14 protein-coding genes are annotated in these 18,977 nt (G+C 73.1%); 9 read left to right on the top strand and 5 right to left on the bottom strand.

The features are described from left to right. Window positions 1-40: 40 nt before the first annotated feature. Entirely contained in the window at window positions 41-781 is a 741-nt protein-coding gene (locus NO900_RS12780) for a proteasome assembly chaperone family protein (RefSeq protein WP_256409603.1), read from the bottom strand. Between the two features lie 97 nt (window positions 782-878). Here NO900_RS12780 and NO900_RS12775 point away from each other — a divergent pair, with 97 nt between their 5' ends. Continuing rightward, window positions 879-1,826 carry an RsmB/NOP family class I SAM-dependent RNA methyltransferase gene (locus NO900_RS12775; RefSeq protein WP_256409602.1) on the top strand — a complete coding sequence of 316 codons (948 nt, stop codon included), beginning with the start codon at window positions 879-881 and terminating at the stop codon, window positions 1,824-1,826. Continuing rightward, window positions 1,823-2,377 carry a DUF7122 family protein gene (locus NO900_RS12770; protein WP_256409601.1) on the top strand — a complete coding sequence of 185 codons (555 nt, stop codon included), beginning with the start codon at window positions 1,823-1,825 and terminating at the stop codon, window positions 2,375-2,377. Before NO900_RS12775 ends, NO900_RS12770 begins: the two co-directional genes overlap by 4 nt. Window positions 2,378-2,793: 416 nt before the next feature. Here the strand turns inward: NO900_RS12770 and NO900_RS12765 are convergent, their stop codons facing one another. Then, complete coding sequence (locus NO900_RS12765; protein ID WP_256409600.1) at window positions 2,794-3,417, bottom strand: METTL5 family protein; 624 nt, start codon at window positions 3,415-3,417, stop codon at window positions 2,794-2,796. Between the two features lie 3 nt (window positions 3,418-3,420). Further along, on the bottom strand, window positions 3,421-3,822 hold the full coding sequence (locus NO900_RS12760) for a DUF7961 family protein (protein WP_092563631.1): 402 nt from the start codon (window positions 3,820-3,822) through the stop codon (window positions 3,421-3,423). A 289-nt stretch (window positions 3,823-4,111) separates the two neighbouring features. On the opposite strand from NO900_RS12760, the gene NO900_RS12755 reads away from it, so the two are divergent. The 4 genes from NO900_RS12755 (at window position 4,112) to NO900_RS12740 (ending at window position 8,763) form a co-directional block, all read left to right on the top strand. After that, window positions 4,112-5,068 carry a transcription initiation factor IIB gene (locus NO900_RS12755; protein WP_256409599.1) on the top strand — a complete coding sequence of 319 codons (957 nt, stop codon included), beginning with the start codon at window positions 4,112-4,114 and terminating at the stop codon, window positions 5,066-5,068. 79 nt (window positions 5,069-5,147) lie between these two features. Then, complete coding sequence (locus NO900_RS12750) at window positions 5,148-5,582, top strand: universal stress protein (RefSeq protein ID WP_256409598.1); 435 nt, start codon at window positions 5,148-5,150, stop codon at window positions 5,580-5,582. Window positions 5,583-5,609: 27 nt separating this feature from the next. Beyond that, complete coding sequence (menE, locus tag NO900_RS12745) at window positions 5,610-7,553, top strand: o-succinylbenzoate--CoA ligase (protein WP_256409597.1); 1,944 nt, start codon at window positions 5,610-5,612, stop codon at window positions 7,551-7,553. A 61-nt stretch (window positions 7,554-7,614) separates the two neighbouring features. Next, entirely contained in the window at window positions 7,615-8,763 is a 1,149-nt protein-coding gene (locus tag NO900_RS12740; RefSeq protein ID WP_256409596.1) for an acyl-CoA dehydrogenase family protein, read from the top strand. 32 nt (window positions 8,764-8,795) lie between these two features. Here NO900_RS12740 and NO900_RS12735 read toward each other — a convergent pair whose 3' ends face one another. Then, window positions 8,796-9,470 (bottom strand): MBL fold metallo-hydrolase, encoded by a 675-nt coding sequence (locus NO900_RS12735; RefSeq protein WP_256409595.1) that lies wholly within the window; start codon window positions 9,468-9,470, stop codon window positions 8,796-8,798. 123 nt (window positions 9,471-9,593) lie between these two features. On the opposite strand from NO900_RS12735, the gene NO900_RS12730 reads away from it, so the two are divergent. After that, window positions 9,594-11,441: a MutS-related protein gene (locus tag NO900_RS12730; protein WP_256409594.1), complete on the top strand. Its 1,848-nt coding sequence runs from the start codon at window positions 9,594-9,596 to the stop codon at window positions 11,439-11,441. Continuing rightward, the gene (locus NO900_RS12725; RefSeq protein ID WP_256409593.1) at window positions 11,434-11,895 is read left to right on the top strand and encodes a DUF8009 family protein; all 462 of its coding nucleotides are present in this window, start codon (window positions 11,434-11,436) and stop codon (window positions 11,893-11,895) included. The genes NO900_RS12730 and NO900_RS12725 overlap by 8 nt, the downstream gene beginning before the upstream one ends. 34 nt (window positions 11,896-11,929) lie before the next feature. Here NO900_RS12725 and NO900_RS12720 read toward each other — a convergent pair whose 3' ends face one another. Beyond that, a complete protein-coding gene (locus NO900_RS12720) occupies window positions 11,930-16,702 on the bottom strand; it encodes a DUF7997 domain-containing protein (RefSeq protein ID WP_256409592.1) in 4,773 nt (1,590 codons plus the stop codon). Between the two features lie 111 nt (window positions 16,703-16,813). Here NO900_RS12720 and malA point away from each other — a divergent pair, with 111 nt between their 5' ends. Then, the gene (gene malA / locus NO900_RS12715) at window positions 16,814-18,976 is read left to right on the top strand and encodes an alpha-amylase MalA (RefSeq protein ID WP_256409591.1); all 2,163 of its coding nucleotides are present in this window, start codon (window positions 16,814-16,816) and stop codon (window positions 18,974-18,976) included. Window position 18,977: the final 1 nt, after the last annotated feature.

Genomic DNA, 18,977 nt, shown 5'->3' with positions numbered 1-18,977 from the left:
CGCGGACGACGATCAAGGGGTCGGGCGGAGCGGCCGTCGCCTACTGGAACATCTTCAGCGGCTCGGCCTGCGAGCTCTCCTCGGTGGCCTGCTGCATCCGCTCGGCGAAGGCCCGCTTCGCCTCCCGGATCTCCTCGGCCTGTTCGACGAGCCCGTCGGTGGTCGTCTCGGTCCCCGCGATCGGGTCGATCCCGCTCCTGATGAGGACGCGCGCGGCCTCCGGATCGGGGAACTGCGGGTCCGACTCGACGACGAGGCCGACGGCGTCGCGGCCGCGCTCCAGCGACTCCGCGAGCATCGCGCCCGTCGGCCCGGAGACGAGGCCGGCCTCGGGCGGGTCCTCGACGTCGGCGCGGTCGAGCCGATCGCCGCCGTCGCCGGTCGCGACGCCGTAGATCGCCGGCGGCGCCTCTCCCTTCTCCTGACCGAGCCCGGAGAGGAACACCGGGAACGTCGCCGTCTCCGCGAACCAGCTCTCCAGGCAGCCGGCGACCTCGGTCGCGGCGCCGGGCTTCACCGGGACGTCGCTCCGGAGCGCGACGAGGTCGTTCTCCGCGTCGGCGTACAGCCGCACGGGCGTCGTCAGTGCCCGGTTCGCCTCGCGGTAGACGGCCACCCGCGGGAGCCCGTCGCAGTGGACGTTCGCGTAGTGGTCCATCCCGTGCGCCTCGATCATGTGGTCGGTCGCGATCTTGCCGACGAGTCCGACCCCGGGGAACCCCTCTACCAGCGTCGGCTCGTCCAGCGAGACGTCGTCGTCGACGACGGAGATGCGTGCCATGGCTCCGCCTACTCGGGGCGGCGACCTAAAGGTGGGGCGCCGGGCGGCGGCGCGGGAGTCCCGAAACCGTCTAACGGCCCGCCGCGAAAGGAGGGGCATGAACCCGCTCGACCGATACGAGCCGCTCGTCGACGACGTCGACGCGTTCCGGGCGGCGTGCGACCGCTCCCTCCCCTCGGTCGTGCGCACGAACCGGCTCGCGGCCTCGCCCGCTCGCGTCCGCGAGGCCTTCGACGAGGAGGGCGTGGACCACGAGCCGGTGGCGTGGCACGACGGTCTCTTTCGACTCCCGGACGGGAACCCCGGCGGCAACTGGCCGTACGTCCACGGCTGGACCCACGGCCAGGAGGAGGTGTCGGTGTTGCCGGGGCTCGCCTTGGACCCCCGCCCCGGCGAGCGCGTCTGGGACGCCTGCGCGGCGCCCGGCAGCAAGACGACGCAGATCGCCGACGCGATGGACGACGAGGGCACCCTCGTCGCCAACGACAACAACCTCGGGCGGCTCTCCGCGCTCCGGCACAACGCGGAGCGCCTCGGGATCACGAACGCGATTGTCACGAACCAGGACGCCCGCAACTTCTCGACCAAGCCGCTCGCGTTCGACGAGTTCGACCGCGCCCTCGTCGACGCCCCCTGCTCGTGCGAGGGCACCTGCCGAAAGAACCCGGACGTCGTCGACCAGTGGACCCTCGACCACGTCCACGCGGTCGCCGGGATCCAGAAGGGGGTCCTGGCGCGCGCGGTGCAGGCGACCCGGCCCGGCGGGACCGTCGTCTACTCCACCTGCACGTTCGCGCCGGAGGAGAACGAGGCGGTGCTCGACCACGTGCTCGGCGCGGAGGACTGCGAGCTGGTCGCGTTCGACCTCCCGCTCGACACGGTCCCCGGCGTGACCGAGTGGGACGGCGAGGCGTTCGACGAGTCGGTGACGCGCGCGCACCGCGTCTACCCGCACCACAACGACACGGGCGGGTTCTTCTGCGCGAAGCTGCGCGTGGGCGGGGAGGGTGACGAGAGCGCGAGCGACGGCGAGGTGGCCGCGTGAGCGACGACGCCGCCGCAGATGCCGCCGACGCCGCCCCCGCCAACGACGGGCAGCGGTTCGACCGACTGCCGGAGACCCCCGGGGACCGCGAAGTCGAGGGGCGCGCGAGCCGCGCGGAGGTCCTCGACTGGTGGGAGGAACGGTTCGGGGTCGACGGGGCGGTGTTCGCGGGGTACAGCTTCTGGGAGAAGGGCGCCGGGAAGGTCTGGATCTTCAACGGCGAGGCGACCGACCCAAGCGGGGTCGAGGCGATCGGGATGACCTTCCTCCGGACGCGACAGGAGCACTGGAAGCCGACGAGCCGGGCCGTCTCGCGGTTCGGCCGTCACGCGACGAGGAACGTCATCGAGCTCGACCCCGAGCAGGCTGTGACCTTCGTGGCCGGCGAGGACCAGGACCTCCCCGAGTGGGACGGGGACTGGGGATACCTGATCGCGACTCACGAGGTCGTCGGCGAGTCGGTGCCGATCGGCGTGGGGCTCTACCTCTACGACGAGTTGCGCTCCGTGGTCCCGAAGGGAAGTCGGGCGGACCTACCCGTCGTGGAGTGACGGACCGCTCTGTTGCTTATAGCTGCTCGACGCTGAGCCGGCGGTGAACGCCGCCGAGGCCACGGCCGCTCACTGACACATCGCCGCCGATGCGGTGAACACTTCCACAGCCTCGGCCGCTCAGTAATAGATGGCCGGTCGCGTATCGACGGGGCACGCCTTCGAACCACCGGCAATTCGTGTGTGAACGGCCGCCGGCGGCCCCCCGAAGGACACCGCCGATGCCCCAGTCGCGAGGACCGCCGAACGTCGCTCCCGCTCGCTCACTGCGTTCGCCGCGCGGGCTGCGACTTTCGTGCTCCCGCTCGCTCCCGTCGGTCGCTCACGAGACCGCGGCCTCACGCCTCTCCGGCCTCGCGGTTCGCGCTCTCCGAGCGCTCACCGCATCTCTGTCCGTGTGTTCCCGATACCCTTCGTCACACCCACTCGATCCGGTAGACCTCGGCGTCGATCTCCTCGGACTCCTCGGTGTGGTGGTCGAACTGCGCGTCGACCGCGAAGTCGGCGGCGAACGCGTGGGTCACCTCGCCGCCGTTGTCGGCCGCGAACGCCTCCACGAACGCCTCGCTGCCGGCGTTGTGGACCGAGTAGGAGACGGCCGCGACGCGGCTCGCCGTCGCCAGGAATCCGCGGTCGGCGTTCCGACTCCCGTCTCGCGCGCCGAACGGCGGGTTCATCACGACCGTCACGGGGTCCGGAACGTCGAGCGGGAGCCGCGTCGCGTCGGCTTGGATCCAGTGGACGGGCGCGCTCGCGGCCACTCGACGCTGATTGGCCGTCGCGGTGGTCAGCGCGTCGCGGTCGAGCTCGACGCCGAAGACGCGGGCGGGGCCGCGGAGGGCGGCGGCGAGCGCGAGCATCCCGGTTCCGGTGCCGAGGTCGAAGACGGTGCGGCCGTCGACGTCGCCGTGGAGGTCCGCGAGGTGGACGACGTGCGCGGCCAGGTCCGGCGGGGTGGGGTACTGTTCGAGCGCGAGGCTCGGCTCGTCGAACCCGGTGACGACGCCGAGCTTCGTCGCGAGCGAGCGCTTCGACGCCATCCGTCAGGCCGCCGTCGCGTCGCCGCCGGCCCGGACGAGTTCGACGCCCTCGCGGCGGGCGCGCTCGGCCAGCGCCGACAGCGCCGGCTCCGCGGCCGCCGGGTCCGAGACCTCGTCGACGCGGACCTCGATCCGGCCGGCGCCGAGGAACGACGCGGCGCGGACGAACTCGCGGAGCCGGTCGGCCTCGCGCTGGGTCGCGAGCGTGTCCTCGCAGTCGAAGCACGCCTCGACCGACAGCGTCGCCGGCTGGTAGCCGCGGGCCGAGAGCTCGGCCTTGAGGTCGCGGAGGTGCTCGGGCGCGGTGCTGTCGAGGTCGTCGGCGTCGATGACGATCGGGTCGATCTCGGCGGGGCGACAGCCGCGAAGCGTCCCCTCTATCGCGTCGGACTGCGTCGTGCTCATGGCGAGTAATATGTAATAGTTATACAAAAGTCTTTGTAAATGCTCAGTAATAATTATTTCTCGGCGACCGAGGCGCAAATGTGACCCTCCGCGGCGGTCACGTTTCGTATCCGAGGCCCGGCGGCGACGACGGCCGAGGGCGCGGAATCGACCGCGACCCGTCAGCGCGGACGGCCGTTTCAACGCCGGCTGTTCGGTTCGACGGCGGTTACGGCGAAACGGTGGGCGGCGGCGCCCTGCGCCGATCCGGGACAAAGGTTTAAATGCGGCAGTGACCAGAAACCTTATAATGGAACGTCCGAGCCGCCAGCGTCAACAAGAGCGGAACACCGAGCGAGAGTCGGACGAGACGGAGACGCTCTCCTGCCCGGAGTGCGACTCGGAAGAGATCGTCACGGACGCCGACCAAGAGCTCGTGTGCGAGGACTGCGGCCTGGTGTTGGACGAGCGCAACATCGACCGCGGCCCGGAGTGGCGGGCGTTCAACCACTCGGAGCGGCAGTCGAAGTCGCGGGTCGGCGCCCCGATCACCGAGACGATGCACGACAAGGGGCTGACGACGACGATCGACTGGAAGGACAAGGACGCGTACGGCCGGTCGCTCTCCTCGGAGAAGCGGTCGCAGATGCACCGGCTGCGCAAGTGGCAGGAGCGGATCCGGACGAAGGACGCGGGCGAGCGGAACCTCCAGTTCGCGCTCTCGGAGATCGACCGGATGGCCTCGGCGCTCGGCGTGCCCCGCTCGGTACGGGAGGTCGCCTCCGTCATCTACCGACGCGCGCTCAACGAGGACCTGATCCGCGGGCGCTCCATCGAGGGCGTCTCCACCGCCGCGCTCTACGCCGCCTGCCGCCAGGAGGGGATCCCCCGCAGCCTCGACGAGGTCGCCGACGTCTCGCGGGTCCCGCAGAAGGAGATCGGCCGGACGTACCGCTACATCTCCCAGGAGCTCGGCCTGGAGCTGAAACCCGTCGATCCGAAGCAGTTCGTCCCGCGGTTCGCCTCGTCGCTGGAGCTCTCCGAGGAGGTGCAGTCGAAGGCGACGGAGATCATCGACGTCTCGGCCGAGCAGGGGCTCCTCTCCGGGAAGTCCCCGACCGGCTTCGCGGCCGCCGCCATCTACGCGGCCTCGCTGCTCTGTAACGAGAAGAAGACCCAGCGCGAGGTCGCCGACGTCGCGCAGGTCACCGAGGTCACCATCCGCAACCGGTACCAGGAGCAGATCGAGGCGATGGGGTTCCGATAGCGCCGTCGTCGTGCGGTTTTTCGAACGATACCGCTCGTGATCGGGTTTTTAATCCGTACCGAGCGTAGCGGGCCACGTAATGTACTCGCAGATCCTCGTTCCGACCGACGGCAGTCCCGCGTCGGACGCCGCGATCGAACACGCGATCGATCTCGCCGGGCGGTACGACGCCACGCTCCACGCGCTGTACGTCGTCGACGGCGCGGCGTACTCGACGCTCGAAGCCGGCGCCGAGGTCGTCGTCGACGCCCTCGAATCCGAGGGGAAGGAGGCCACGCGACGCGTCGCGGGCGCCGCCGAGCGCGCCGGCGTCGACTGCGAGACGACGGTCGCCAGCGGGACCGCCTACCGCTCGATCCGCGACTACGTCGACGAGCACGCGATCGACATGGTCGTGATGGGGACGCACGGTCGGAAGGGGCTCGACCGGTACCTCCTCGGCAGCGTCACCGAGCGCGTCGTCCGGACCTCGGACGTGCCGGTCCTCACCGTCCGACACGCCGACGATGAGTGAGACGCCGCCGCGCGGGAGGTGACGCCCGTGCGAGACTGGCTCGCCCACCGGGTCGCGGCCTCGCCGGACGACGAGGCGCTCGTCCGCGCGGAGGACGGCGAGGCGTGGACGTACACCGACCTCGACCGCCTCGTCTCGGAGACGGCCGGCCGCCTCGTCGCTCACGGGGTCGAGGCGGGCGACAGGCTCGGCGTGCTCACCCCGCCGTACGTCGGGACCGTCGGACTGGTCCACGCGGCGATGCGGATCGGGGCGACCTTCGTCCCGCTCGGGCAGGAGCTCACGCCGAGGGAGCTCTCGGAGCGGATCGAGCGCGCCGACCTCTCGGCGGTCGTCTGCGCGGAGCCCACCGAGGACGACGCGCTGGCGGCCGTCGACGGGATCGACGACACGCCCCTGTTCTCCGTCGACGACCCGGCCGACGCGACCGTCACCGCCGTCCACGACGTCGAGCCGGCGTCGGTCGAGCCCCCCGAGTGGGAGTTCGACGACCACCTCTGCATCCTCTTCACCTCCGGCACGACTGGGACCCCCAAGCCGGTCCCGCTCACCGCGGGCAACGTGTACAGCTCCGCCGTCGCCTCCGCGTTCCGGCTCGGGGTCGACCCCGGCGACCGCTGGCTCGTCTCGCTCGCGCTCCACCACATGGGCGGGCTCGCGCCCGTCTACCGCTCCGCGCTCTACGGGACGACGCTCGTGCTCCGGGAGGGGTTCGACGCCGGCGGCACCGCCGACGACATCGACGCGTACGACGTGACCGGCGTCTCGCTCGTGCCGACGATGCTCAAGCGGATGCTCGACAGCCGCGGCACGCTCTCTGACACGCTCCGCGTGGTCCTGCTCGGCGGCGCGCCGGCGCCGGACGAGCTGCTGGAGCGCTGCCGCGACTACTCGATCCCGGTGTACCCGACCTACGGCATGACCGAGTCCGCCTCGCAGATCGCGACCGCGACGCCCCGACAGACGCGGGGCCGGCTCGGCACCGTCGGTCGGCCCCTCTTCGGCACCGACGTGACGGTCGTCGACGAGGACGGCGCGGCGGTCGAAGCCGGCGAGACGGGCGAGATCGTCGTGGACGGCCCGACGGTGACGCCGGGGTACCTGGAGCGTCCGCCGGCCCCCGACGAGGACGAGTCCGCCGCCGAGCTCGACCGCTCCGCGTTCGGTCCGCACGGGCTCCACACCGGCGACGTGGGACGGATCGACGAGGACGGCTACCTCTACGTGCTCAACCGGCTCGACGACCGGATCATCACCGGCGGACAGAACGTCGAGCCCGGCGAGGTCGCCGACGTGCTCGGGCGGTTCCCCGCGGTCGAGGCGGTCACCGTCGTCGGCCTCGACGACGAGACGTGGGGCGAGCGGGTCGCCGCGCTGCTCGCGGTCGAGGACGGGGACGAACCGCTGGACGAGGCGGCGCTCGACTCCTTCGCCCGGGAGCGGCTCAGCGGGTTCAAGATCCCCAAGACGGTCGCGGTCGTCGACGAGCTCCCCCGGACCGTCTCGGGCACCGTCGACCGGGCGGCCGCGCGGGAGATGCTCCGGGAGCGGGGGCACGCCCTGAACGGGAGCTCGGAGCCCGAGCTGGAGACGGCCGGGTTCAGGCCCGCCGACCCGGCCGAGCCGCCGGACGGCGGAATCGAGGGAGAAATCGATGCCCGGGAGGGTGACGGGGGCGGAGAGGACGGCGGAGAGGGGGAGGGCGACGCGGCCGATCGCGAGCCCGTCGACATCGCCGACGCCGAGGCGGTCGCGAGCGCGAGCGATCCGACCGGAGCGGGCGATTCGACCGGAGAGGAAACGGACGACTCGGCCGGGGAGGGGTCAGAGAGCGACATCGATGTCGACGAGGACGGAGACGGAATCGGCGAGGCCGACGCCGGGGACGGCGACGAGACCGACACCGAGGAGACGGAGGCTAACACCGAGGAGACGGAGGCTAACACCGAGGAGACGGAGGCCGACGAGTAAACGCTCCCGTCATTCCTCGTTGTTTCACGAACGTTTTGGTCGCGGGGGCCGCGGATCGGGCATGGATCTACTCGACGACGGCGTCGTGCCGGAGCGCGCGCGCGACGTGAAGGCCGAGGCCCGGGAGTTCGCGGACGAGCACATCGCGCCGAACGCGGCGGCGTACTACGACTCGGGCGAGTACCCGTGGGAGGTGCTGGAGGCGGGGATGGACGCCGGGCTCGTCGCGCAGGACATCGGCGAGGAGTACGGCGGGAGGGGGTTCGACCTCGCGCAGGTGCTCGCGGTCGCGGAGGAGTTCTACCGCGCCGACGCCGGCATCGCGCTCACGCTCCAGCTCGCGAGCTTCGGCGCCGAGATGGTCGAGCAGTACGGCACCGACGAACAGAAGGAGGAGTACCTGCGGCCGGTCGCCGAAAACGACCAGATATCGGGGCTCGCCGTCTCGGAGCCCGAGACCGGCTCCGACCTCGCGGGGATGACGACGAAAGCGGAGAAGGTGGAAGGCGGCTACGAGCTCACCGGCGAGAAGTACTGGGTCGGCAACGCGGTCGAGGCCGACTGGCTCACCGTCTACGCCAAGACCGGCGAGAGCGACGACCGCTACTCCAACTACACGCTGTTCATCGTCGAGACCGACTCGGACGGGTACGAGGCCGAGCACATCCCGGAGAAGATGGGCATGCGCGCCTCCAAGCAGGGCCACATCGTCTTCGACGACTGCTTCGTCCCCGAGGAGAACGTCGTCGGCAGCGAGGGCGGGGGCTTCTACGTACTCGCGGACTTCTTCAACCACGGTCGGGTGATCGTCGGGGGCCACGGCCTCGGGCTCGCGGCCGCCGCCATCGAGGAGGCCGAGGAGTTCGTCCACGACCGCAACGCCTTCGGCCGCACGGTCAACGAGTTCCAGGCGGTCCAGCACACCCTCTCGGACATGCGGATCGGCTTCGAGTCGGCGCGGGCGCTCAACTGGCGCGCCTGCGAGAAGGTCGCGAACGGCGAGGACGCCGGCTACTGGGCGGCCCTCGCGAAGACGAAGTCGACCGAGGTCGCCGCCGACTGCGCCGAGAAGGGGATGAAGCTCCATGGCGGCCGCTCGATCCTGACCGACCGCCGGATCGCCCGCGTCTACCGCGACGTGCGCATCCCGGTGATCTACGAGGGCGCCAACGACATCCAGCGGAACCTGATCTACCGGCAGTCACGGTAGGGCGGCGGGGATGGGCCGCGCGTTCGATTCCCTCAAATCCGCGCCGCGAGCGCTCCGAGCGCCTCGTCTCCCCCGGAAGCGAGCGGCTCGCCGTGGCCGACGCAGGCGATCTCGAACGGCGGGGCGCGGGCGGCGAGGTCGCGGACGCTGTCCAGTACCGCGTCCGTGTCGTAGCTGACGAACCACTCCGAGGGTTCGAGCGCGCCGTCGGACGCGGCGACGAGGTCGCCGAGGAGCGCGACGCCGAGGTCCTCGCTCACGTACGCGACGTGGCCCGGCGTGTGGCCGGGGGTGTGGTAGGCGGTGAACGAGCCGAGCCGCTCGCCGTCGGCGACCGCCTCGATGTCCAGGTCGGGCGGGGTGTCGAAGAGCCCGGCGAGCCGCTGGAACGCGCCCTTGTGGTTCCGCAGCGGCGGCGACCGCTCCCCCCGGAGGATCGCCGCGTCGAACGCGCCGGCGTAGACGGTCGCGTCGAGCTCCGGCGCCAGCGCCGCGAGCGTCCCGACGTGGTCGAGGTCGTAGTGCGTCAGGAGCACGCGCCCGACGTCTCCGACGCCGACGCCGGCCTCTTCGAGCCCCTCCCGGACCCGCTCCTCGTCCCACGGCGTCCCCGCGTCGACGAGCACGGGGACGTCGTCGTCGACGAGGTAGGCGCTGACGCCGCGCAGCTCGAACCGCCACACGCCGTCCGCGAGCTCGGTGGCCATGGGTGCCGGTAGCGACCGACGGGATTTGACGCTGGCGGCCGACCGGGGCCGCGGTCGCTCCGCGCCCGGCGCCCGTCCCGCCGCCGACGAAAACGCCAAGACGCCGCGCCCTCACGTCGGCGTATGCGACTCGAGGACTACTGGGGGATCGGCCCGAAGACGAGCGAGCGGCTCGTCTCGGCGCTGGGGACCTCGCGGGCGATCGAGGCGATCGAGTCGGCCGACGTCCGGGCGCTCGTCGACGCCGGACTTCACCGCGGACGCGCGACCCGGATCCTCCGTCGGGCCAACGGCGAGGCCGGGATGGACGTCCTCGCGACGGGCGACACCCGATCGGTGTACGACGACCTGCTCTCGCTGGCCGCGGGCCACGCGCTGACGGCCCACGCCGCCGACCGGATCCGGGTGTTGACGCCGCTGGCCGACCGCGAGGCCGTCGAGGAGCGACTGGACGACGTCGTCGCCGCGCGGGAGGCGTGGGAGGGGCTCGGCGAGGCCGACCGCGAGCGCGTCGTCGAGGCGTTCGACGCGTACGACGACGCGGAGGGCTCCGACCTCGCGGCCGTCGAGACGGCCCTCGCCCTGCGGGAGGCGGGACTCGACCACGGTCCGTTCGCGGCGGTCGGCGAGCTGGAGTCCGAGCGCCTCCGGGACGCCGCCGACGCCCTCGCCGACGTGCGCGGCTCGATCGACCCGACGGCGATCGACGACGGCGGCGAGATCGAGATCGCCCGCGGCGCCGACGCGGAGCTCGACCGCCTCCGCGACCGGCGCGACGCGGCCGAGGAGCTGGCGAACTCCGCGTTCGACGTGCTCGACGCGGTCCGAGACGGATCGCTCCGCGACTTCGAGGCGCTGGAGGCCGCGACCGTCGACCGCGTCGCGAGCGAGACCGGCGTCGACCCGGCGACGGTGCGGTCGGTCGCGCCGGACGACGCGCTCGACGCCGCCGACTTCGTCTCGGCGACCCTCCGCGACCTCGCGGCGGAGCTGGAGGCCGAGGTCGCGGAGCGCGAGGCGGCGGTCGCCGCCGACATCCGGGAGCGGATCGGAGGAATGCAGGCGAAGACGGACGAGGCCGGCGAGGCCGACGGGAATAACGGACGCGGAAGCGCCGTTACCCGCGCGGTCAACGCGGTCTCCGACGCCGCGTTCCTGCTCTCGCTCGCGCGGTTCGCGGCCGACCACGACCTCGTCCGCCCGACGCTCGTCGACGACGGGATCGCGGTGCGGAACGCCCGAAACCTCTTCCTCGCCGGCGAGGTCCAGCCGGTGTCGTACGCGGTCGGGACCCACTCGCTCGCGGGCGACGCGGGCGTCGCGAGCGCCGACGCGCCGCCGACCGGCGACCGCGTGAGCGTGCTCACGGGCGCGAACTCGGGCGGGAAGACGACCCTGTTGGAGACGATATGCGCGGTGGCGCTGCTCGCGTCGATGGGGCTCCCGGTGCCCGCCGAGGCGGCCGAGGTCGGCGCGTTCGACCGGATCGTCTTCCACCGCCGGCACGCCTCGTTCAACGCCGGCGTGCTGGAGTCGACCCTGAAGTCGGTGGTCCCGCCGCTCGTCGAGGACGGTCGGACGCTGATGCTCGTCGACGAGTTCGAGGCGATCACGGAGCCGGGCCGCGCCGCCGACCTGTTGAACGGGCTCGTGACGCTCACCGTCGAGCGGGGCGCGCTCGGCGTGTACGTCACCCACCTCGCGGAGGACCTGAGCCCGCTCCCCGACGCCGCCCGGATCGACGGGATCTTCGCGGAGGGACTCACGAGCGACTTGGCGCTGCGCGTCGACTACCAGCCGCGCTTCGGGACGATCGGCAAGTCGACGCCGGAGTTCATCGTGTCGCGGCTCGTCGCGAACGCGAGCGACCGCGGCGTCCGCGCCGGCTTCGAGCACCTCGCCGGCGCCGTCGGCGAGGAGGCGGTCCAGCGCACCCTCTCGGACGCGGAGTGGACGGGCGACGATGAGTGAGCGCGGCGAGGGCGGTCCCGACCGGATCCGGTCGATCGCGGTCCACCGCGAGGACGTCGCGAGCGCGCTCGAAGCCACGCTCCGGAGCGACCGCGAGGTCGTCCTCCGGGTGACGCCGCCCTTCTCGGGGCGGATGCGCGCCCGGCTCCACGCGGTCGACGCGGGCGCGTCCGACCCGCCCGGCGAGGATGCGGCCGCGAGCGGCGAGCGCGACGGCGACCCCCCGACCCCGATCCACGTCGATCCCCGCGAGCTCGTCGCCGAGGTCCCGCCGTACCCCGAGGTCGACGAGACGGCGGCGGCCCACCCGGACGCGGACCTCGAAACCCGCCGACGGCTCCACGAAGAGGCCGTCGAGTCGTGGCGCGAGCGCGTCCGCGACTCGGTCGTCGAATCCGTCGCGATCGAGGTCGACGAGGCGTCTCGCGATGTCGACGTGACCGCGCTCGGCTGACGCCGGCCGATCGTTAAAAGAACCCGCGGAGCCGCTACAGCCGGAGTCGCTCGACCGACGTGCCGGCGCCGGCGAAGTCGGCGAGGGAGTCGTCGCCGTCCGGCGAACCGTCACCGTCGGCGGTCGCCGCCGCGACGACCACCGTGTCGGCGTCGAGGTCGGCGTCCAGCCGGACCTCGTACGCGCCGTCGTCGGGGGTCGCCAGCGCGGAGCCGTCCGCGGCGTACACCGCGACCGCGTCGCCGTCGGTCTCGCCGGCGACGACGAGGTCCTCGCCCGCGTACTCGACGGCGGCGGTGAGGTCGGGGCCCGCGGGCCGGTCGCGCTCGACGTAGCGGTCTCGGACGACGGTCGGGGTCTCGACCGGCTCGCCGGCGTCGACGCCGTGCGCGAGCCGGATGTAGCCGGCCATCGACCACGCGAGGGGCGTCGCCCCCCCGGTGCCCTCGCCGAACTCCCAGCCGTAGTCGGTCGGGTGCTCGCGGTCCCACACCTGCTCCGGGAGCATCCGGCCGGAGTTGCCGAAGCCGGCCATCGTCTCCAGGAGGGCGTCCGGTTCGAGCGCGTCCTCGTCGGTGCCGCCGAAGGCGTCTGGGCCGTCGGCGCGGGCGCGCAACTCGTACTCGCCGCGCTCGCCGGTGAAGATCGGCCACAGGCGCCCGCGGCCGTCGCCGGTGCCGGCCCACGGCGCGCCCGGGTCGCCGGCGGCGATCTCGCCGTAGGCGTCGCCGACGTACCGGTACCACGCGGGGCCGTGCGGGGTGTCGACCCGGATCGAGTCGTCGACGACGGAGACGGAGTTCAGAACCGTCTCGTCGTCCGCCGGCTTCACGCCGAGCCGGACGAGCTCCAGGAAGCCGCCGTCGACGATCTCGCGCTCGTCGTAGGTCGGGCCGTCGTTGGCGATCGTCCGCGGGCGCCCGGACTCGGGGTCGCCGTCGGCGGTGACCCGGAGGTAGTACGGCGTCTGGGCGTGGCGCTCGGTCCCCGTCGCCGTCGCGCACCACTCCTCGACGCGCGCGGCCCAGTCGTCGGCGAGGCCGAGCCACGCGAGGGCGTCGGCGTGGAGCGCGTCGGGGGACTCCTCGGCGGTCGCGTCGCCGTCGCCCGACTCGATCCGGTCGGCCTCGGCGAGCGCGAGCGCGGCGCCGCAGACGAGCCCGGCGATCTCGGCCGCGATGCTCGACGGCGAGAAGCCGGCCTCCTCCTCCCAGCGCTCCTGGGCCGTCTCGGGGCCGTTCTCGGCGATGTAGCCGAGCGAGCGCCGGACCTGATCGTAGGTGTAGTCGGCGTCCGCCGGCGCCAGGCCGTGCTCGTACAGCTGCCACGCCATCACCGACGGGAACGCGATGTTGTCCATCTGCTCGCCGCCCCACCGGGTGCGGCCGTCGATGTAGGTGTTCTGCGGGAGGAAGCCGTCGTCGTCCTGCTGGGTGTTGTAGAGGTACGCGAGCGCGTTCGCGCCGCGCTCGACCTCGCCGACCTCGATCAGCGCGGTGAACACCTGGTAGAGGTCGCGCGACCAGACGAAGTTGTAGCCGTAGCCGCGGTCCTCGGCGGCGTACTCCGTCTCGCCCCACGGCACCGACGGGCTGGCGATCCCCGCGCCGTCGTGGCGCTTGTCCTCCACGGCGGCGAGCGTCATCAGCGCGAAGCGGTACTGGGTCGCGAGCTCCGGATCGCCGGTCACCGAGTCGGGGAACTCGCGGCCGGCGAGCCAGTCGCGCCACGACCCGACGTAGGCGTCGGCGACGTCGGCGAAGCCGCGCGAGATGGCGCCGCGGGCCTCGCCGAGCGCGGCCGCGGTGTCGGCGTTCTCCGCGAACCCGAGCGCGACCGTGTCCGAGACGTCGGTCCCGCTCCCGACGAGCCCGGCGAGCACGACGTTCCCGGTCGCCTCGGCGGCCCCCTCGCCGCGCTCGCCCTCGCCGAAGAGGGCGTCCGCCTCCTCGCCGCCGGCCGAGAGGACGCTGGCCCACTCGAACCGGTCGTCGGCGGCGAGCGCCAGGGCGACCTCGAAGGAGTCGCCGTCGTCGTCGACGAGCTTGCCCGCGCCCCGGTCGGCCGCGTCGTCGTTGCGCGCGAGCAGGTGGTAGCCGTCGCCGTCGCCGACCCGGTCGCCGCGGTCGTTCGTGCCGACGTTCGTGATCGTCGTGTCGACGAGGGCGTACACGTCGTACTCGCGGCCCCCCTCGAAGTCGACGTCGGCGAGGACCGCGTCGCCGTCGGTGTCGACCGCGTACTCGACGGTGAGCGTCCACTCGTGACCGTGGCCGTCGCCGGTCTCGCGGACCGTCTGCGTGTACGCGAGCGCGTCGTCGACCGTCGGTTCCGTCCGGCGCTCGACGGTCTCGGTGGCCGTCACGTGGCTCGTCTCGTCGAAGGTGCGGATCGTGTATCCCGTCTCCGGGTCGGCGACGAGGAAGTCGAACGTCCGGACGTTCATCACGTCGATCCGCGGGAACCGGGCCTCGGTGAGCGCCCCCTCCGTCAGCGTGAACCAGACCGGGACCGGGTCGTCCGCCTCGTGGTCGGCGGGCGTGCCGACGCCGAACTTCCGGCCCGTCGTCCAGTGCGGGGCCTCGTCCGGGCCGGTCGGCCGGTCGTGCGGGACCGGGAGCGCGCCGTGCCGGGCGAGCGTCACCGTGGCCTCGATCCGGAGCGCGTGGGACCAGCCGATCGGCGTCGCGCTGTCGAGGTCGCCGTCGTCGAACGCCTGCTCGGCGAACAGCCCGGCGTCGTTGACGAAGTGGCCGTCGGGCCCGCAGAGGGCGTACAGGTCGCGGGCCGCCCCGAACAGGTCGGCGCCGGCGTCGCGGTCGGCGCCGGCGTCGCGGTCGGCGCCGCCGCCGTCGCCGTCGCGCTCGCGGACGAGCCCGCCGAGCGAGGCGGCCGCCGTCGCGCCCCACAGGGTCGCGATCGACCACACCTTCGCGGCGCCCTGCTCGGCCGTGCGCCAGTCGTCGCCGGTGAACCTGACGAGCCCCTCGACGTCGGCCGTCTCGCGGCGCAGGGCCTCGATCGAGTTCCGGACGTGGCGCGCCACCCGGTCGAGGAACGCGTCGAAGTCGGCCGTCGCGACCGCCGCGCCCGAGCCGTCGGTGACCGCGCCGTCGACGCGGGCGCGCTCCTCGCGCAGGGCCGCGTACTCGACGGCGGCGCCGGCGAGCGCGAACGTGCTGGCGTCGGCGCGGTCGTCGCGGCTCTCCGCGCTCGCGCGCTGCGGGAACCGCCCGGTGTCCGGGTTCCAGCGCTCGTCGAGCCCGGCGAGCGCGTCGTCGGCCGCCGCGGCCGCCGCGACGCGCGTCTCGTCGTCGACCGGCGCGCGGGCGACCGCGGCGAACGCGCGGAGGTACGCCGCGCCGGTGTGGGTGAACCGCCCGAGGGCGTTCTCCCAGCAGTTCTGACAGCGACGGGGGAGCCCGTCGTCCTCGGTCGTCTCGCGGAGGAAGGCGACCGCGTCCGCGATCGTCGCGTCGATCCGCTCGCGCCACTCCGCGGGGAGGTCGGTCGTCCGGCGGAGCCGGGCGAGGAACGCGACCACCGAGGCGGGCTGGTCGAGCTGGTCGTTCGGGCCGGCGGTCCCGTTCGCGCCCTCGATCCGGGCGTTCGCCCAGCCGGGCGCGACCTTGCCGGAGTCGGCCCAGACGCGGTGGGGCCACGAGCCGTCCGCGTCCTGCGTGCGGCAGAAGAAGGAGGCGGTCGCGAGCAGCTCCTCGTCGGCGTCGAGGCCGAGCTCCTCGCTCGCGCTCAAAAGCGCCGACGCGGTCTCCGCCTCGTCGCGGAACCAGGTGTAGCCGTAGCCGCCGGACGTCGAGTAGAAGGGGTCGAACTCGGGGGCGGCGATCCGGGCGCCGGACTCGGCCGTCAGCAGGTCGAGTGCGCGGAGATCGCTCGCGATCACGCCCCGCCGCGGGACGTCCTCGGGGACCGTCGGCCCCCGGCCCGCGGCCGCCTCGCGGAGGTCGTCGGCGTCGGGGTAGGCGGTCGCGATCCGCGAGAGCTCCTCGATCCGGCGCTGGCGGTCGGGGCCGTCGGAGAGCGCGTCCATCGCGTCGTCGCCCGTCTCGCGCGTCTCCCGGCGGTCGACGACCGCCCGGCTCGCCAGGGTGACGCGCTCGGTCCGGCCGTCGCGCTCGAAGGGGGCGCGGACGACGACGTCGGGGGTGAGCCGCGAGTCCTCGCGCTGATCGATCTCGCCGCGGTGCGGGAAGCCGTTCTCGTCCTCGCCGAGCAGCTCCGTGATCGTGCGGAGCCGCTGGCCGTGCGCCGCCGAGAGCCCGGTCGACGCCGTGAGGAAGTCGTGCTCGGAGCGGTGGTACACCTCGACGACGCTCCCGTCGTCCGGCCCGGCCTCCTGGTGGACCAGGTTGCCGACGCGGCCCTCGACCATGTCCGGCGAGAAGGCGCAGGCGGCGACGAGCTCGGCGCCGGCCGGCGGCGCGCCGCGCAGCTCGACGTGCGTCAGGTGCGTGTCGCTCACCACGAGGTCGAACTGGTGGATCGTGTACCGCCCCGCGTCGTACTCGGTCTCGACGAGGGGGGTGTCGCCGTCGTAGTGCTGGCGCGTCGTCGCGAGGTCGTCGAACCAGCGGACGCCGCGGCCGGCCGTGATCCCCATTCGGAGCCGGTCGGCCCCGCCGACTCCCGACAGGGCGTACGAACAGTCGTGGACGGCGCCGTCGGGCCCGACGTGGACCAGACGGCCGTCGTCGCCCGTGAACGCGCCGGCGGTCGTGGGACGCTCCGCCGGATAGCGCTCGCCGCGCCGACGTTCGTGCTCCGTGAGAGCGGTTCGCAGTCGCATAGTCGCCCTGCGATTTCCGGGGTAAAAGCCTTGACGAACGAGGCGACCCCTCGGTCCGAGGGGACCGACCGAAGAGCAACACCGAAGACCCCAGGCGTCAATGGGTGCCACATGCACCACCCTGGACCCCCCCGATTCCTCTCGACCGGGGAGACGACGCAGCTCGCGCCGCGGGACCCGGACCCGTCGGCGAGCTACGAGTGGCGCGTCGCCGACGCGCCGCCGGACAGCGACGCGACCGTGGGCGAGCGGTCCGTGACCGACTTCACGCCGGACGTCCCCGGACGGTACCGGCTCGGGCTCGACGCGCCCGACGGCGACCACCTCCTGACGGTGCGCGCGTTCCCGGCGAGCTACGAGGGCGTCGACGTCGCCGGCGGCAGCGGGACCGCGATCCGCGACCGCGACGCCGACCGGGCCGCGATCGACTACGGCGCCGAGCGCGCCCGCGAGGGCGTCGGGCGGCCGCGCGTCCGGCTGGACGCGACCGTCGAGGAGGCGGCGGGCGAAGGCGGGGGCGCGGCGGGGCGAGACGAGGGCACGGCGGGCCGAGACGAGAGCGCGGCGGGCCGAGACGAGGTCGTCGTCCGGGCGACGCCGACGCCGAACCCCGAGTCGGCCCTCGACGCGTCCGAGCTGGCCGTCACCTTCGTCGTGGACGACCGCGACGTCGAGGCGGCGGTCGGGGAGGGGCGGCGGAACCCGCGAGACGCGCTCCGGACGACCGACGACGGCCGGACGCTCCGGATCCCGACCGAGGCCGTGCCGGACCGGCTGCGCGTCCACGGCGTCGCCGTCGCCCGCGAGCCGGGGCGCGAACGGCGGGTGAGCGTCGCCGACGCGGTCGCGGTCGAGCGCACCGACCGGAGCGAGCTCGCCGGGGACGACGGTCCCGAACCCGCCGAGCCGGAGCTGACGGCGCCGACGGGCCCCGACGGTCACGCCTTCGAGACCGTCCGGCTCAACCAGCCGCCGGAGTGGACGACTGACGCGACCGTCTACGAGGTGTACGTCCGGACGTTCGCCGACGCCGACGAGGGGGAGGCGTTCGCGGCGATCGAAGGGCGGATCCCGGAGATCGCCGACCTCGGCGTCGACACGCTGTGGCTCACGCCCGTGCTCGAACACGACGGGAAGCCGCACGGCTACAACATCGTCGACTTCTTCGACGTCGCCGAGGACCTCGGCGACCGCGACGACTACGAGGCGCTGGTGGAGACCGCCCACGACCACGGGATGCGGGTGCTGTTCGACTTCGTCGCCAACCACACCGCGCGCGACCACGAGTGGTTCCGAGACGCCTATCGGAATCCCGAGTCGCCGTACCGCGACCGCTACGAGTGGCAGGAGTCCGGCGAGCCGGGGACGTACTTCGACTGGGAGCTGATCGCGAACCTGAACCACGCGAACCTCGACGTGCGCCGCTTCCTCCTCGACGTGGTCGACGAGTGGGCGCCGCTCGTGGACGGGTTCCGCTGCGACATGGCGTGGGCCGTGCCCGACTCGTTCTGGCGCGAGCTCCGCGACCGGGTGAAGGCGAAGGACCGCGAGTTCCTGCTGATGGACGAGACGATCCCGTACATCCCCGGCTTCCACGAGGGGATGTTCGACGTCCACTTCGACGCGACGCTGTACTTCCAGCTCCGGCAGGTCGGGCGCGGCGCCGAGCCGGCCGCGTCGCTGCTCGACGCGATCGACCGGCGCCCGGAGATCGGCTTCCCCGACCACGCCGGCTTCCTCCAGTACATCGAGAACCACGACGAGACGCGCTACCGCGTCGAGTGCGGAGACGCCGCCGCGGCCGCCGCGGGGGCGGCGACGGTGACGCTGCCCGGCGTGCCGATGGTGTACGCCGGCCAGGAGATCGGCCAGCGCGGCCGCCGAGACGCGATCGCGTGGGACCACGCCCGCGACGAGGTCCGCGAGCGCTACGAGCGCCTGCTCGCGACCCGCGCCGACCACAGGGCGCTCGGTCCCGACGGCGACCTCGAACGGGTGGAGTACCACGTCGCCAGCGGCGACCTCGACGAGCGGCCGATCGCCGCCAGCGGGAACGTGCACCCCGACGACGTGGTGGCGTTCCGCCGGAGCGACGGCGAGGAGTCGCTGATCGTCGTCCTCAACTTCGCGCCCGAGACGGCGAGCGTCGCCGTCGACGCCGCCCACGCCGACCGCGACCTGGTCACCGGCGACCCCTGCGTCGTCGTCGACGGCGACGGGACCGAGCGGATCCGCGCCGACGAGGTCGCGGTCGTCCGGGAGACCGGCCGGTGAC

Source organism: Halorubrum rutilum, from assembly GCF_024494565.1.
The sequence above is the reverse complement of the archived record's forward strand: the minus strand, read 5'-3'. Positions and strand labels throughout refer to the sequence as shown.

Excerpts from the sequence above, each read along its gene's own strand:
- NO900_RS12735 (WP_256409595.1), bottom strand. The coding sequence starts at position 9,470 with ATGGCCACCGAGCTCGCGGACGGCGTGTGGCGGTTCGAGCTGCGCGGC.
- NO900_RS12760 (WP_092563631.1), bottom strand. The coding sequence starts at position 3,822 with ATGAGCACGACGCAGTCCGACGCGATAGAGGGGACGCTTCGCGGCTGT.
- malA (WP_256409591.1), top strand. The coding sequence starts at position 16,814 with ATGCACCACCCTGGACCCCCCCGATTCCTCTCGACCGGGGAGACGACG.
- NO900_RS12780 (WP_256409603.1), bottom strand. The coding sequence starts at position 781 with ATGGCACGCATCTCCGTCGTCGACGACGACGTCTCGCTGGACGAGCCG.
- NO900_RS12750 (WP_256409598.1), top strand. The coding sequence starts at position 5,148 with ATGTACTCGCAGATCCTCGTTCCGACCGACGGCAGTCCCGCGTCGGAC.
- NO900_RS12740 (WP_256409596.1), top strand. The coding sequence starts at position 7,615 with ATGGATCTACTCGACGACGGCGTCGTGCCGGAGCGCGCGCGCGACGTG.
- NO900_RS12765 (WP_256409600.1), bottom strand. The coding sequence starts at position 3,417 with ATGGCGTCGAAGCGCTCGCTCGCGACGAAGCTCGGCGTCGTCACCGGG.
- NO900_RS12720 (WP_256409592.1), bottom strand. The coding sequence starts at position 16,702 with ATGCGACTGCGAACCGCTCTCACGGAGCACGAACGTCGGCGCGGCGAG.
- NO900_RS12730 (WP_256409594.1), top strand. The coding sequence starts at position 9,594 with ATGCGACTCGAGGACTACTGGGGGATCGGCCCGAAGACGAGCGAGCGG.
- NO900_RS12755 (WP_256409599.1), top strand. The coding sequence starts at position 4,112 with ATGGAACGTCCGAGCCGCCAGCGTCAACAAGAGCGGAACACCGAGCGA.
- NO900_RS12725 (WP_256409593.1), top strand. The coding sequence starts at position 11,434 with ATGAGTGAGCGCGGCGAGGGCGGTCCCGACCGGATCCGGTCGATCGCG.
- NO900_RS12775 (WP_256409602.1), top strand. The coding sequence starts at position 879 with ATGAACCCGCTCGACCGATACGAGCCGCTCGTCGACGACGTCGACGCG.